16 protein-coding genes are annotated in these 14,552 nt (G+C 32.9%); 3 read left to right on the top strand and 13 right to left on the bottom strand.

What is annotated here, in order from left to right; translation table 11 throughout:
* Positions 1-85 precede the first annotated feature (85 nt).
* The 5 genes from AACZ41_RS11500 to AACZ41_RS11480 form a co-directional block, all read right to left on the bottom strand.
* Positions 86-1,123: a 2-hydroxyacid dehydrogenase gene (locus tag AACZ41_RS11500; protein ID WP_339628613.1), complete on the bottom strand. Its 1,038-nt coding sequence runs from the start codon at positions 1,121-1,123 to the stop codon at positions 86-88.
* 83 nt (positions 1,124-1,206) lie between these two features.
* Positions 1,207-1,683 carry a hypothetical protein gene (locus AACZ41_RS11495; RefSeq protein ID WP_339628612.1) on the bottom strand — a complete coding sequence of 159 codons (477 nt, stop codon included), beginning with the start codon at positions 1,681-1,683 and terminating at the stop codon, positions 1,207-1,209.
* Between the two features lie 892 nt (positions 1,684-2,575).
* On the bottom strand, positions 2,576-3,415 hold the full coding sequence (locus tag AACZ41_RS11490; protein WP_339628611.1) for a universal stress protein: 840 nt from the start codon (positions 3,413-3,415) through the stop codon (positions 2,576-2,578).
* A 60-nt stretch (positions 3,416-3,475) separates the two neighbouring features.
* Complete coding sequence (locus AACZ41_RS11485; RefSeq protein WP_339628610.1) at positions 3,476-4,330, bottom strand: universal stress protein; 855 nt, start codon at positions 4,328-4,330, stop codon at positions 3,476-3,478.
* Positions 4,331-4,336: 6 nt separating this feature from the next.
* Entirely contained in the window at positions 4,337-5,173 is an 837-nt protein-coding gene (locus AACZ41_RS11480; RefSeq protein WP_339628609.1) for a universal stress protein, read from the bottom strand.
* Positions 5,174-5,291: 118 nt separating this feature from the next.
* Here AACZ41_RS11480 and trxA point away from each other — a divergent pair, with 118 nt between their 5' ends.
* Positions 5,292-5,591: a thioredoxin gene (trxA, locus tag AACZ41_RS11475; protein WP_339628608.1), complete on the top strand. Its 300-nt coding sequence runs from the start codon at positions 5,292-5,294 to the stop codon at positions 5,589-5,591.
* A 105-nt stretch (positions 5,592-5,696) separates the two neighbouring features.
* Here trxA and AACZ41_RS11470 read toward each other — a convergent pair whose 3' ends face one another.
* The 6 genes from AACZ41_RS11470 to AACZ41_RS11445 form a co-directional block, all read right to left on the bottom strand.
* A complete protein-coding gene (locus AACZ41_RS11470; protein ID WP_339628607.1) occupies positions 5,697-6,536 on the bottom strand; it encodes a universal stress protein in 840 nt (279 codons plus the stop codon).
* 60 nt (positions 6,537-6,596) lie between these two features.
* Positions 6,597-7,568, bottom strand: a complete 972-nt coding sequence (locus tag AACZ41_RS11465; protein ID WP_339628606.1) for an ROK family protein — start codon at positions 7,566-7,568, stop codon at positions 6,597-6,599.
* Between the two features lie 232 nt (positions 7,569-7,800).
* Positions 7,801-8,646: a universal stress protein gene (locus tag AACZ41_RS11460; protein ID WP_339628605.1), complete on the bottom strand. Its 846-nt coding sequence runs from the start codon at positions 8,644-8,646 to the stop codon at positions 7,801-7,803.
* Positions 8,647-8,663: 17 nt separating this feature from the next.
* Positions 8,664-9,509 carry a universal stress protein gene (locus AACZ41_RS11455; protein WP_339628604.1) on the bottom strand — a complete coding sequence of 282 codons (846 nt, stop codon included), beginning with the start codon at positions 9,507-9,509 and terminating at the stop codon, positions 8,664-8,666.
* Between the two features lie 103 nt (positions 9,510-9,612).
* Complete coding sequence (locus tag AACZ41_RS11450; RefSeq protein WP_339628603.1) at positions 9,613-10,464, bottom strand: universal stress protein; 852 nt, start codon at positions 10,462-10,464, stop codon at positions 9,613-9,615.
* 85 nt (positions 10,465-10,549) lie between these two features.
* Entirely contained in the window at positions 10,550-11,386 is an 837-nt protein-coding gene (locus AACZ41_RS11445) for a universal stress protein (protein ID WP_339628601.1), read from the bottom strand.
* A 556-nt stretch (positions 11,387-11,942) separates the two neighbouring features.
* On the opposite strand from AACZ41_RS11445, the gene AACZ41_RS11440 reads away from it, so the two are divergent.
* On the top strand, positions 11,943-12,344 hold the full coding sequence (locus AACZ41_RS11440; RefSeq protein WP_339628600.1) for a hypothetical protein: 402 nt from the start codon (positions 11,943-11,945) through the stop codon (positions 12,342-12,344).
* A gap of 39 nt (positions 12,345-12,383) precedes the next feature.
* On the opposite strand, the gene AACZ41_RS11435 is transcribed toward AACZ41_RS11440, so the two are convergent.
* Together AACZ41_RS11435 and AACZ41_RS11430 are read right to left on the bottom strand one after the other, a co-directional pair.
* Positions 12,384-13,214 (bottom strand): universal stress protein, encoded by an 831-nt coding sequence (locus AACZ41_RS11435; protein ID WP_339628599.1) that lies wholly within the window; start codon positions 13,212-13,214, stop codon positions 12,384-12,386.
* Between the two features lies 1 nt (position 13,215).
* Entirely contained in the window at positions 13,216-13,527 is a 312-nt protein-coding gene (locus tag AACZ41_RS11430) for an HPF/RaiA family ribosome-associated protein (protein ID WP_339628597.1), read from the bottom strand.
* 124 nt (positions 13,528-13,651) lie between these two features.
* On the opposite strand from AACZ41_RS11430, the gene AACZ41_RS11425 reads away from it, so the two are divergent.
* Positions 13,652-14,104 (top strand): DUF2267 domain-containing protein, encoded by a 453-nt coding sequence (locus tag AACZ41_RS11425; RefSeq protein WP_339628595.1) that lies wholly within the window; start codon positions 13,652-13,654, stop codon positions 14,102-14,104.
* Positions 14,105-14,552: the final 448 nt, after the last annotated feature.

Raw genomic sequence — 14,552 nt, 5'->3', positions numbered from 1 at the left:
CGTAAAATGTGTTCATATCAAGAGTACTCGTTTAGACCAAGATTTAAAAGTAGAAAGCAAGTTTCTATGTGACTTTCTTGGACCATTATGAATTAATTAATTCCATACCCAATTCGTTCTTACTGATTTGGCCTTTAGACCAACTATCCAAATTATCAAAAGTTATCTCCGCTATATTGGTCAAAGCTTCTTTTGTTATAAAAGCTTGATGTGGTGTTAGCAAAACATTGGTAAGAGATAGTAATTTTTTTAAACGTTCGTCTTTTATTCCATTTTTAGAATGGTCCTTAAAGAAAATACCTTTTTCTTTTTCGTATACATCGGTAGCATACCCGGCAATATTTTTAGCTTCCAAGGCTTCTATTAATGCTTTAGTATCTACCAATTCACCTCTTGAGGTATTTATGAGAATCGTACTATTTTTCATTAAAGACAATTTTTCCTTATTGATAAAATAATAGTTTTCATAATTCATGGGTATGTGAAGGCTAATGATATCAGATTCTTCACATAACTCGTTCAGTGGGGTATAGGTGACATCGCAAAGCTCAATAAGGTCATAATCAGGTGCTTGGTCATATGCCAGAATTTTACATCCAAAACCATGCATAATCTTGGTCATAATACTGCCTATTCTTCCGGTGCCAATGATACCAACAGTTTTACCGTGTAAGTTAAAACCTATTAAGCCATCTTGTAAAAAATTGTAATTATGAACATGGGTATTTGCCAAAACAATTTTTCTATTTAAGGCCAATAAAAGTGCCGTTGCATGCTCAGCAATAGCATGGGGAGAATAGTCTGATGCATTAGCAACATGAAACCCAAAACGTTTTGCAGTTTTTATATTAAGGTTATTATAACCACTAGATCTTAAGGTGATATAACGAACGCCAAAATCCCAAAGTTTTTCTAATACAATTGATGAGGCATCGTCTCCTGAAAATATGGAAATAGCATTATAACCAGTTGCTTGTAATGCCGTTTCACTGTCCAACGCATTTTTGGTATAGGTTACCTCATTACGATTGTTGTTGGCGCTTTTTAAAAAAGGAATTTCGAAATCTTTTGCACTATAAACCAGTAATTTCATATTGTCGTTCTTTTCTAAATATTTAAACATCTTCTATTCATTTTGAATAAAATAAGTTTGATAGAATCTTTTGCTAACTTTATTATGTTCTTGAAATATTGTTGAAAGTATTTTTAGGAATTAATTTCTTCTTTTTTGACGGTTCTAACCTGGTAATCGGGGTTGCCTAAAGCTTTTTTCTGTTTCGTTGATTTAAGAATTGAAGATAATTTCGCAAAACCTCTTTCTTTTATAGTTCTATAGTCCAAAAGAATTTGGTTCACCTTCTGAAAGAGTTTTTTGTGTGTCTTTCTATAGGCTTGCTCCATTTCCAACTGATTTACACCATCTATCATAATCTCTAGCTGGTTCATATGTTTTTGAACTTGTTTTATAATAGGATTTAATATTTTTTGGTTTTCTTCTATATCCTTTCTAAATTCTTCTGTTTTCGAAAATTCCTTTTTGTCTATAGGTTTAATCGCAAAAGAATGAATTAAGTTAATTAGAAATTGTTGCTCGATTTTAATAAATGAAAGTTCTGAAAACCACTTTTTAGAATGCTCATGCATATCTTCGGCACTATACGAGTCTATATAAGTATATTTCATTTTCTTAGGTTTTCTTTAAATTATCGTTCTAATTTAAAGAAACGCATGTAGATTGAAAATGACATATGTCAGTTTCTATTGAGGTTAAGTGGAAAATGTTATTTGTATTAATAGTCGTTCAAGTTTAAAATACCACCGGTGTAGTTGAAAATTTCTGATTTCAATTTTTGAAAATTTTCTAAACAAGAATCTATTTTAGTCTGTAGCTTGTCAAGTTTACGATAAAAACTTGATTCAAATTCATTATCGGTGCAGTCTAATAGACCACCTAAATTATTTTCATGAATAGAAATATTAATGAGAAGTGCTTTTTTGGTGTCCTTAATTTTCTTGATTCGTTTTTTGTATTCCTGTATACACTCAGAAATATTTCTCGTTTTAGGCCTAAAAATTTGACTATCTATGAGACGTTAGGCTAGAATCAGTTCATCATCCATGATTTGAAAGCGTGTTTTCCATTGCTTTGTTTTCCAATGGAGGTCTTCTACTTTCTTGTTCTTCTGACTTGTTCTTTTCCCATCATTGATAGGTCTATGTATGAAACTACCACCCAATAAAAAAGAAACAATGATGTAGGTAAGAAACTAAGATTTAAGTAATAAACCTATGTTTCCTTTAATTGGAGGCTAATTAACTACTAAGCAAAAACATTTATAATCTACTCTATATGCTCCAAAAAAGTAAACTTTGAATGATTTAGAAATTCATTAATAGCGATGGTCAATATATAATTATAACATGGCCCTAATTCATTTAGGGCAATCGCAATGTGTAAATTTCACAACTATTGTTTTAATAGTCAAATCAGAAATTAAGCTGTAATTGAATGGATAAGCAACAAATTTAGTAAGGTCTTAATTCAAATTCCTTTATGCCTCATTATTTTTTGTAATTAATGTAAAGCTAAAAAGGGAACGATTGCATTATATCCTATTTCCTTTACCAAGGGTTTAGAAAATATGCTTCTGAAGAAAAAGTGCTTATGATTAATGAACGCTATCATATCACTGTCCCTACTTTCGACAAAACCGGTTAAACCATCTGAAACATCCTTTTTAGAGAGGGTATGAAAACTATGTTTTAAGTTGCCCAATATATCTCCTAATAATTTCTGGTTGTTCATTTGTTCATCATTCAATTCGGCATTTTTTGCTATATACAATACCCGGATTGCAGTGTCGTGCATTTTTGAAATTTCAAGAAGATAACTCAATTCTTTGCGTTTAAAGGCAGTCTTATAATCTGTAGGGAATACTATTTCTTTGGGGGACGAAAACCGAACATCTTCCGGAACTGCCAAAACAGGACATTCCCTAATTTTCTCCATGGCGTTGACGGTATTGCTTCCAAAAATCAGACCTTTGGCTCCAGTAGCTCCTTGGGTGCCCATAACTACTAAATCAATATCTTTTTCTGCAATTATCTGCTTTAAAGCTTCCTCTAAAAAATTAAAGGTAGAAATGGTATGGTATGAATGTTTCAAATTGTCATGGTGTAGCTTTAGAATATCCAATAGTTTATCTAACTCTTCTTCTGATCTAGTCTTAGCGGCTTCATATTCCACACTATCAGGTTCAGGAATAAATAGGTTGTCGGTACTATAGCTATCCAACCTAAAAATGTTTAAAAAGTAAAATTCACATTTAATTTCTTTATAAAGATTAAGCGCATACCTGATGGCATTAAGGGCGTTTTTCGAAAAATCTGTAGGTACTAATATTCTCTTGTCCATTTTTTATTTATTTGAGGTTTCCAGAGTAAATATATTTTGTGGTATATATTTTTGCTATGATTATAATCGGTCTTGAGATGGAAGAATTAAAAACGGGGTTTCTGAATACATACTTACATCTTTTATAACAGGTTCACGGGTCAATTTTTCAAAAAGGTTATGTTTTTGATTAACCATAGAATATAGGTCTACATTCAATTTTTCGAGAAATTCCTGAATGACCTTCGCTTTGTCGTCGAACAATTGTCTCCAATGAAAAGTATGGTCGACATCCTTTAGGCAGATATCCAACAATTTTTTGTTGGATTCTTGTTCGGTATTTAAAATTTCTTCTTCCGTAATATGCAATACTCTAATTTTAGCTTTATATAACGAGGCTATGAATAGTAATGGTTCTACTGATTTTTTTGCACAACCTTTCTTGAAATCGGTGACAAATGCTATTTCTTTAGGTTCCTTGAAATCCATTTCACCAGGAATGGCTAGAATGGGACATTTGTTAATTATGTTCGCTACCTGTATCGTATTGCTCCCAAAAAAAATATCAGCTGCTTCGGTCACGCCTTTATTGCCCATAACGACCAAATCTATATACAGCTTATCAATTGTTTTAGTCATAATCTTTGATAGAATTCCTTTTTCTGATATGGTCTGAAACTGATGTTTCGGATTATCATTGTCCAATACAATTTTGTGCATTGTCTTTGTCAAATTCTCATCAGATTCAATTTTTAGTTTTTCTAGCAGCTTTTTGCCAACAAACAATTTGGATTTTTTCCCCTTTAAAGGTGTTAGTTCATTGAAAACATTCAATAGATGAAAAGTGCAAGGTTTTGATGCCAATAATTTGGTAACATAGAAAAGTGCACAGTAGGCGTTGTTTGAAAAATCTGTAGCGACCAGTATATTTTTCATATTATTTTAATTTTGAGGGAGTACCATAAAAGGAACGGTAATATGTAACCCTATTTTCTTAATAATTGGTTCAATAAACAATCGTTCCAAAAAAGTGTGTTTATTCTTTATCATCACCAGTAGGTTTATCTTTTGTTTTATCTGAAATTCATTGATGGCTTCTATGATACCGTTATCCGGTAATTCATGAAACAATGCTTTGTTTCCTAATAGTTTTTCAAGCTCTTCTTTGTGTTTTTCTTGAATCGTAGAAAGGTCATATCCTGCTCGCACATGCATTACATTAATTCTTGATTTGTGTTGTGTGGCAATTGTCAACAATGTCTGTATATTCTCTTTTTTATATACAATTTCAAAATCGGTAGGGAATAATATTTCTTTAGGAGCTTCATATTCAAAATTTGGTGGAACAGCGATTACTGGGCATTCTGCTTTCTTTATTACGTGAACCGTATGTGTTCCGAATAAAATTTCAGTTGCACCGGTAACGCCCTTTGTTCCCATTACTATTACATCTATGTCTTCTGCAGCTACAGTTTCTAAAACCTCACTTATTAGTGTATTAAAAGCAGAATGAACAATTATAGAATGGTTAGGGTTTGGGTATTGATGTTCTAGGCCATCTTTAAATTTCTCTAATTGTGTCATACTATTTTCCTGTAAAATATCTCCTAAACCAATTTGGCCGGGGCTACCAATAACATATTCGGCCTGATAGAACGGTGGGGTATAGGTATGAAGTAAATAGAACGTAACTTTTAAGTCTTTATAGGCCTTTAATGCATATCGAATCGCTTTTAAGGAATTTTCAGAAAAATCAGTAGGTAAAAGAATTCGTATCATTCTAAAATGTTTTTTGATTGTGAAATAAAATTAGTGAAGCGTAAATCTAATAGCCATGACATTGGTCAGTTTGTCATAGTATACTTTAAACTATTTTTAGTTTTTAAATTATAAATAGATGAAAAGTAGTTTTTCTAAAATTATAGAATCTGAAATTCCAGTTCTTGTAGATTTTTATGCAGATTGGTGTGGACCATGTAAAATGTTGGCCCCTATTTTAAAACAAGTAAAGGATGATATGGGAGAAGCAATCAAAATAGTCAAAATAGATGTAGACAAAAATCAATCGATTGCCGCAAAATACCAAGTTCGGGGAGTGCCTACCATGCTATTGTTCAAAAATGGGAAACAGCTTTGGCGACAGTCTGGGGTATTGCAAAAGAACGATTTAATTCAAATCGTAAAATCGCATGCCTAATTAGTATTAAAGAATTTATAGTTCATCTTCAATTTTAGTGGAGCCCCATTAATTCATTAACAAGCTTAATGATCAAAGACTTAATTCTATTGTGTTTTGTGAATTTTACTCATGAATTACCAGAAATGGAACAGTTAAGTGGTAACTAATTCTCTCAACTTTTGGTCTAAACAGAATACGCTCTATGAAATTGAGGTTTTTTGTAACCATTATGATCATATCTAAATTGCAATTTTCAACAAAATGTTGAACGGCTATGTCAATTTTTTTTGCCGTTAGGGTATGAAATGAATAGGCTATGTCCGTAAAAAAATCTTTTAAAAATTCACGGTTTTTTAATTGCTCAAGACTAAGACCATTTCCTTTAGAAGCCACGTATAAAAATCGTATAGCAGAATTATGCATCAAAACAAGCTCTTTTATCTTTTTCATGACCGTGGCATCATACCCTAAAAGAAAATCTGTTGGAAAACCTATTTCTTTTGGGTCGCTATATTTTGCATTTTCTGGTACTGCTAATACAGCACACGGCACTTTGGTGATAATATTGCCAGTATTGCTGCCTAAAGAAACAGCTTTTATTCCCGATGCCCCTTTGGTGCCCATAATAATTAGATCAATGTTTTTATCTATTACTTCTTGTTTTACATAATCGGTAAAAAAACCATACATAGCTTTTGTTTCAAATGTATGCTTCATATTCAGTGGTAATTTTTGAATATTTTTTAACAATGATTTTAATTTTTTCCTGCTCTCCTTTAAAATGCTTTCTTCAAGTATTTCTGGAGGTACGAACATGTTGGTTTCACTACCCGAATATGGTTGAATAGGATTTACATGAATCAAATAAAAAGTGCAATTAATTTTTTTGAACAATGATGTACCATAAATAATGGCATTCCATGCGTTTTCAGAAAAATCTGTTGGAATCAGTATGTTTTTCATAGTACGTATTGATTTAGTCATAAATGTAGCTGCACTTAATGTGATTATAAATGATTATAATCATGCAAGTAATGTTTCTTCTAATTCTAACCAGGCCAATGCAGCAGGGCCTAGCACCGCATCGGCGCTTGTAGCGGTTGATAATAACACCTTTATTTTGCCTTTGTAGGCATTAAAAAGGTATTTGTCCATGTGGGTTTTTATAGGTTGTAGTAGAATATCGCCTGCTTTGCTCAATCCGCCAGATAGTATAAATGCCTCTGGGTCTAAATGGGCAACGGTATCTGCCATTTTACTTCCAAGAACTTCACCTGTTTTTTCAAAAGCCGTAAATGCAATTAAATCTCCTTTTAGCGCCGCCTCAGAAATATCCGTTCCGGTCATATCTTCAAAGCTAAGGGCACGTAATGGTGAATCTTCTCGCATATCTGCCATTAATTCAAAAACGGTTTTTTTTATACCGGTGACCGATGCATACGTTTCCAAACAACCCCGTAAACCACAATTACACATTCTACCTTTTGTGTCAACATTTACATGGCCAATTTCTCCTGCAGCACCATGTTCTCCAATTAATAGCTGGCCATTTACAATTATTCCGCTTCCTAGTCCTGTACCTAAAGTCAATGCCACAAAATTCTTCATTCCTTTTGCAGCGCCAAAAAGCATTTCCCCTAGAGCAGCTGCATTTGCATCGTTCGCTAGAGATACAGGAAGTTTAAAAGTTTGATTGATAATCTTTGATATCGAAGTGGTCTTTCCCCATTTCAGGTTCGGAGGGTTTTCAATTTGCCCTGTGTATGGGTTGGCATTAGGAGCACCAACACCGATAGACAGTATTTCTATTTCTCCTTCCCATTTTTGAAGAAGGGTTTCCACTTCCAATTTTAGTTTTTCCATGAAAATTGGAAACGGATTTTGAGCATTGGTTTTGAAAACGGTCTTCTCTAAAATATTCCCTTCTCTAGTAACGAGGCCAACCTTAGTAAGGCTACCACCAATGTCAATTCCTAAAACCACCTTATTTACCATACCCTTAAATTATTGTTCAAATTAAAGTAATCATATGAAGGTTTCAACTGATATTGGTCATCATATATAAATAAGATATAGCGTTAAGTGTCTTATTTTATTACCATAAATGCAGAGCTATATTGATGTTATTACCACTACCAATCAATTAAAAATGAGCTTGTATTACTTATGAATTTGAATATCTAAAAAATCGGTTGTAGAAGATTCTATTAATATTTTTTTTAAAGTGTTATTCTGAAGCTTCTGGTATAACCAAAAAAGGAATTTTAGTATGATATCCAATAAAATCTACATTCGATTTTACTATTAATCTTTCTAATAAAGAATGTTTTCTGCTCATAATTACCAAAAGTTCCGATTGGTGCTCTTCAATATATGTTCGGATTGCCTCGGGCATCAATTTGCCTCTTTCCTCTACGAAATCGGGATTAATATTTTTAAAATAATCCATTAGCGCCTTTTTATTCACCTTCTGTTCATCGACCAAATCATACTCTTCTTTTACGTGTAATATGGTTAATTTTGCTTTGTGGGTATTAGAAATGTTAACTAAAAGTTTTAAATCTTTATCAAGGTATAATTGTCCATAATCGGTAGGAAAAATAATAGATTTTATTTTTTTAAACTCATAACCGACAGGAACGGCCAATACTGGAATTTTTGATTTTCTAATGACATGAACGGTATGCGTTCCCAGAAAAATTTCCTTGGCACCAGTTGCTCCTTGTGTTCCCATTACGACCAAATCAAAATTTTTGGTTTCTGAAAGTTCCAAGATCTCATGGGTCAAGGTGTTAAATGCGGAAAGGGTTTTGAAAGTATGATTAGGGTTATTGAATTGTAATTTTATATCCACTAAAGTTTTATCTAACCCTGCCTGCGCAATGTCTACGCCCATATCGGGTATTGCGCTATAAGTTGGCCCACCCATTAAATAATCCATGCGATAAAAGGTTGGAGTATACGTATGTAGTATTTGAAATATGCATTTCTCGGTTTTAAAAAATTCAAGTGCATAACAAATGGCATTCCATGCATTATTTGAGAAATCGGTAGGCAAAAGTATCTTTTTCATAGTACAGGATATAAACGTTATCTGGGCAAGTTCTGCATGACCATAAATGGAATTTTAGGATGTAACCCAATATCATCTACTGTAGACCGGTATAAAAGATCCTCTAGATAGGAATGTCGAGCATTGACCATGACCAATAGGTTAATATCCTTATCTAAAATATATTCCATAATGGCCTTGCCTTTATTTTTAACTGGCGTGCGTTCATTATATAGGTAGGCATCAGGTAATGATTCTTGTAAGAACCGCTTGTTGTCAATTTGTCTATGACTTAAATCTTCAAAATCAGAAATATAAAGACAATGTACTTCCGATTTAAACTCAGCGGCCAAAGTATTCAAAAGTTTTAGTTCTCTTCGCTTATAGGGCAACATGTAGTCTGTAGGAAATAGTATTTTTTTAGGTTGTTGATATTCGTAGTTTTCAGGAATGGCCAAAACGGGACAAGAGACATATTTGAATACTTGTACCGTATGGCTGCCAAACGTAATTTTTTTGTCGGCAGTCTTGCCTTGGGTGCCCATAATTATAAGATCTATATTAATTTGGTTGGCAAAATCATTGACAGCATCGACCAAAGACTCAAAGGTAGATACGGCTTCAAAACGGTGTTTAGGATTGTGATATTTTTCTGCAAGTTCGGCTATTGTGTTTTTTAGTGATAGATCCACATTTTTTTTGGTGATTTCTTTTTGCTCTTCTATCGACTTGCCCCCATTCTCTTTAAAAGGTCCATATACCTCATCGGCATAGGCATGTAAAAAATAGAAATTAGTGCGCACGCATTTGTATAACTGTATTGCATATTTTACTGCATGCATGGCATTATTCGAAAAATCGGTAGGAATCAAAATGGTGGTCATAGTATTTCTTTTAATGATTGTTTAAAATTATCTCTATCATAACCTAAAACCTATGATATATGTCATTAGGAATATGTGTAGTAAAAGAGGAATAGATGTTTTTTTATCCCTGAAGCGACAAAAGTGGAATGCTCGTATTAAAGCTTACCTCTTCTACGGTAGTGTCTAAGAATAACCTTTGAATTAGGCCATAATCTTTTGAAATCATTATGATAAGATCGGCACTCATGCTTTCTGCGAAAATTTGAATACCATCTTCTATCTTTTTAGATACAACCCTATGAAAACTAATCGGATTCGGTAATTTTTCTGAGAACCGCTGCACCAATTGTTTTTGTTGTAATTCTATTTCCTCGAAAAGCGGAATTTGTGACTTTGTAACGTAAAGTAATTTGATTTGCGCTTTCTCTGAGGTAATGTTATCTGCTATTTTTCTTAAAGTAGCATCTTCAAAATCCACTTCAAAATCAATCGGAATAACCACTTGTTTGAAATTCTTGAATTTTGCATTGTAAGGTACCACCAATACATCGCATTCTACTTTTGTAATTACATCTCCCGAACGGGTGCCGATAAAAAATTCCTGAAGTTCCGAGGCACCTCGAGTACCCATTACAATAAGATCTATTTCTTTTTCTTGAATATGCTTGCGGATAGTTTTCAGAAAGTAGCCTTGTTCGCGCATCGTAGTAAAAAGATGATATTCTTTTTTTGAGGATAGCGACGTAATAAATTTTTCCAAGTCCTTTAGCTTTTGATTGATGGCCTTGGGTTCAATTTCTACAAGAACATTCGTGCCAAAATCATAAACTGGCTTATTCTTAACATTCGAACCTTCTATGTTCACATAAAGAATAAAAAAATGACAAGGAGTTTCTTTGAATAAGTCTATCGCATAACGAATGGAATTCTCTGAATTTTTAGAAAAATCAGTAGGGATCAAGATTTTTTTCAACGGTCTTTCTTTTTTACATTTCAAGAAAAATAGTGTCGATAATGACTAAAACCTATGATTTTGGTCAGTTCAAGAATTTAGCAGCCTACTCATGAAGTACAAATATTGGTATTGTAGTGTGAAAACTTAACTTTTCAATAGTTGTATCGAATAATAGTTGCTGAAAAAAGTTAAGGTTTTTGGCTACCATCGTTAGCATTTCTATTTGGTTATCGCTAATAAAATTTAGAATAGCTTCTTTGATGTTTTTATTTGAGACACTATGAAAATTATGTGTATCCACAAATATTTCTTCTAAATAATCTTGTAAATATTCTTTATTTTTTTCTTGAGTGCTTGAAAGAAGCCCATTGGCTTGTGATACGTTTAAAACATTAAAATTGGCCTTCGAGATTCGTAGCTGATCTGAAAGCGTATTTAAAATAGGGTGGGTATAAAAGATATTATAATCGGTTGCGAATGCAATTTTCTTTGGTTTTGTAAGCGGTGCATTTTCTGGTATGACCATTACATTACAGATTACTTTGGTAATTACATCGCCTGTATTGCTGCCAATAATAGCTGTTCCTATACCAGATGACCCTTTTGTGCCCATAACGATAAGGTTTATTTTTTTTTCATAGACAGTTTTTCGTATGATATCTATAAAACTGCCATATTCATGAAGAACGATAAGATGATGTTTTTGGGGTACGAGTAACCGCTCAACACGTATAGAAAATGAGTTGATTTTTTCCTTAATTGGAGAAAATGTTTTTTTGGCAGAAAAAGCAAAAGAATTACTATTCACCCCCGAGTCTTTTAATTCGCCAATGTGTAAAATGTAGAAAGTACAGTTCTCGTTCTTAAAGAACCTTAAAGCATATTCTAAGGCATTCCAAGAATTGGCCGAAAAATCTGTGGGTAATAAAATGTATTTCATTCATAGGGGGTTGCGCTTCAAATTTAAGCGTATGAAAGATATTAATATATGATATTAATCAGTTATTGAAATTTTCTGATTTGCCAACTTACCTCATTTCATTTACAAATTGCATGGCTTTCATTGGTAAAACTGCCAATACTTGCCAAATGGTAATGTGATTTTTTAAAGGGCTCTTTTGGTTTTGTGTTAATGATATCTAATAATTGCAATAATGTTTGGGCCGTTTTCTTTTGTACCGAAAAGGCACTTTGCAGTAACTATGTTTTGAAAACTGTAATGTTCTCTTTCAAAAAATCATCAATTCTAAAGTGATAGTGTTGTTTATTCCTAAAATTTCATTGAGGCTTTATTTAGGAATGGTTGCAACGATGATCTGCTCAGTATTTACAACAATAATACCTTCGGAAATACTTTCTGAAAGAAGATTGAAAATATTACTTTTTTTCTGGAAAATTTGTAGATATCAAACATAAACGATTACAACTGATTCTTATCATTGAATGTCTACTATAGGTGTCATATTTTTAAACGATACAACTTAAAGCCATTGATAATGAGAAATACAGATAAGACGATGAACGAACTCTATAAAAGCTTAGGTAAATTGTTTTATGCAGTTGCCATTTGCGATGGTAGTGTACATCTAAAAGAATGGGATAAAGTTGAGGAAATTGTAAAAGAAAAATGGCTATATGTAGATAATTTTACCGATAGATACGGTGCCGATGCCGCAAACCAAATTGAAATTATTTTCGACTGGCTTTTAGAATATGAAAAGACAAGCGAAGAGTGTTTTAAAGAGTTTAAAAAATTCTATGAAGAACATCCGAACGCATTCTCAAAAGAAATCAAATCATTAACGAAGGAGACCACTAATGCAATAGCCAATTCCTTTTCAAAAAAAAATAAGTCAGAACTTGACCTTTTGGCACAGATTGATTTATTGTTGCAGTAGATTAATGAATTAAAGAAATTCGAAACTTTACGATGCGACTTATATTTTAAACGTCAATACAGGTAAATTTGCATGGTTGGCCACATCTTCACCAATGCTTCTACTACCTAATAGAAAATGTAATATAGGCTTTCTACCTCGTGTTGGTATGGCCAGTATATCATAACTTTCCTTTTTAGAATAATTCATAAGACCATGCTCTACACTATAATCATTGTAGATTGTCACCTCTTGTTCTATTGTACCTGCCTTATAGAAGAATTTTGATATACGCTCTTCTATTTCGGTGTTACTTTTAAAATCGTAATGTGGCGTATTAATATAGACAAGGTTCAACTTCGCAGAAAAATTAGCGGCGAATTCCCTAACGTTTTTGAAGGCTAAAACCGAATCTTCTGCAAAATCGCAAGCGAATAATATATTTTCAACCTTGAAATCTGGATTTGGCATTTTAACCACAAGAACTGGCACATCTGATGACCGTACTACTTTTTCGGTATTGGAACCCACAAATAAATCAACTATGCCACTGGTTCCATGTGAACCCATTACAATCAAATCAATATGTTGTTCTTGAGCTACTTTGTTCAATTCCTTAAAGTCTTTATAGTTTTGAACTATTTCCCTGACTTTAATATGTTCTAGATATGGTTGGTTCAAAAAAGGTTTGAAACATTTTTTGGCGAGGTTCATATAATATTTCGCTTCTTCATATTCTTGGGCTTCATTTTTAGTAAGTACCGCTTCTGAAATTCCCATCATATGAAGTACTACAATTTCCGCTTGTAGTTGTTTTGCAATTATTGCTGCAATATGCAATGCATGTGCAGAGGGCTTCGAAAAATCTACAGGAACTAATATTCTCTTCATGTTATATTGCTTTTTTTCTAGGATCAAACTTTTCCTTTCGCTTTCTGAGTTGTCGTTCTAGATCACTTATAGTTTCTGCTGCTGACTTTTCGAAATTGTTTTCGGTTGATTTTGCGAAAATAGGTGGGCCCGGGGCGCTGAGTTGTATTTCACAGATTTTATCGTTTCCATCTTTGCCTTGCCCTAACTTGAAGAAAACCTCGGCACGAATGACAAACTGGTATTTGTTTCCTAATTTTTGAAGATTACGGGTTACGATTTCACTTAACGAACTACTTTCGGGCATGTGTATGTATTGAAAATTGATAGTCATAATATGTTTGGTTTTTATTTCTTTTCAAAAATATCAATGCTATTCTTTCTATAAAATGACCTGTGTCATTTCAAGAGTTGTCTTAAATTTTAAAATTTATACCTCATTGTAAAACCAAAATATTATGGCACTTAACTTTAATCAATATGCAACTGAGGGTAATACTTTTTTAAAGGATTATGCCAAAGAAATGAATATGCCCAATGACCGTGATAAGGCAGCACGAATTTTCACTTCCATTATGCATGCACTTAGAGATATAATTCCGACAGAGGAATCATTACAATTAATTTCTCAATTACCCATGTTTCTTAAAGCTGTTTATGTTAATGGATGGTCGATTAAGAATAAAAAGCCTAAAGTGAAGCACATAGCCGAATTTTTAGATTTGGTTCGTGAACATGACTGGCCAGCTGCGATTAATGATTTCGAATATAGCGATGAGGTAGCTGAGCGGTATGTAGACACTACTTTTATCTATCTTAGGAAATATATCTCCCTAGGTGAAATGGAGGATATACGAGACAGCTTGCCTAAAGATCTTAAAAGTATGATTTACTCTAATTTGATGTTTTAAAGTGGTAAATGGTTGGTATAGAAGGTATGTATTTTAAAGAAAATTGAACATGCCCAATCAACACTAAACTTAAAATGGAAAATTAATTTTTGACTCGATCATTTATCTGTGGTTATATATTCTGGCGTATGCCAGACATAAATTATTTTAGTCTAAATGGCCTATTTAGCAACTAAACAAAATTTATTTGGAATTTTTGAAGTAGCTGCTTTAAGGTTTAATAGTCAAAAAAATATTTTTCAATAAAATATCATCTTTGGCTTATGAAAATAATTTGATAAGCCATAGCGAATAAAATATGTCGCAAATAACCTTGAACGTGTTCTAAATAATTTTGAATCTACAGTTGATTTAATCGATACGCCGAATTGAAGAAAATTACCCATATGGCGCTAATACTGGCTCTGACGATTGTGAAAATATACAGGGTTTATTCATGATGTAGATG

The organism is uncultured Maribacter sp., from assembly GCF_963974015.1.
In the GTDB taxonomy this organism is placed as follows: domain Bacteria; phylum Bacteroidota; class Bacteroidia; order Flavobacteriales; family Flavobacteriaceae; genus Maribacter.
This window is presented reverse-complemented; position numbering and strand designations above follow the sequence as displayed.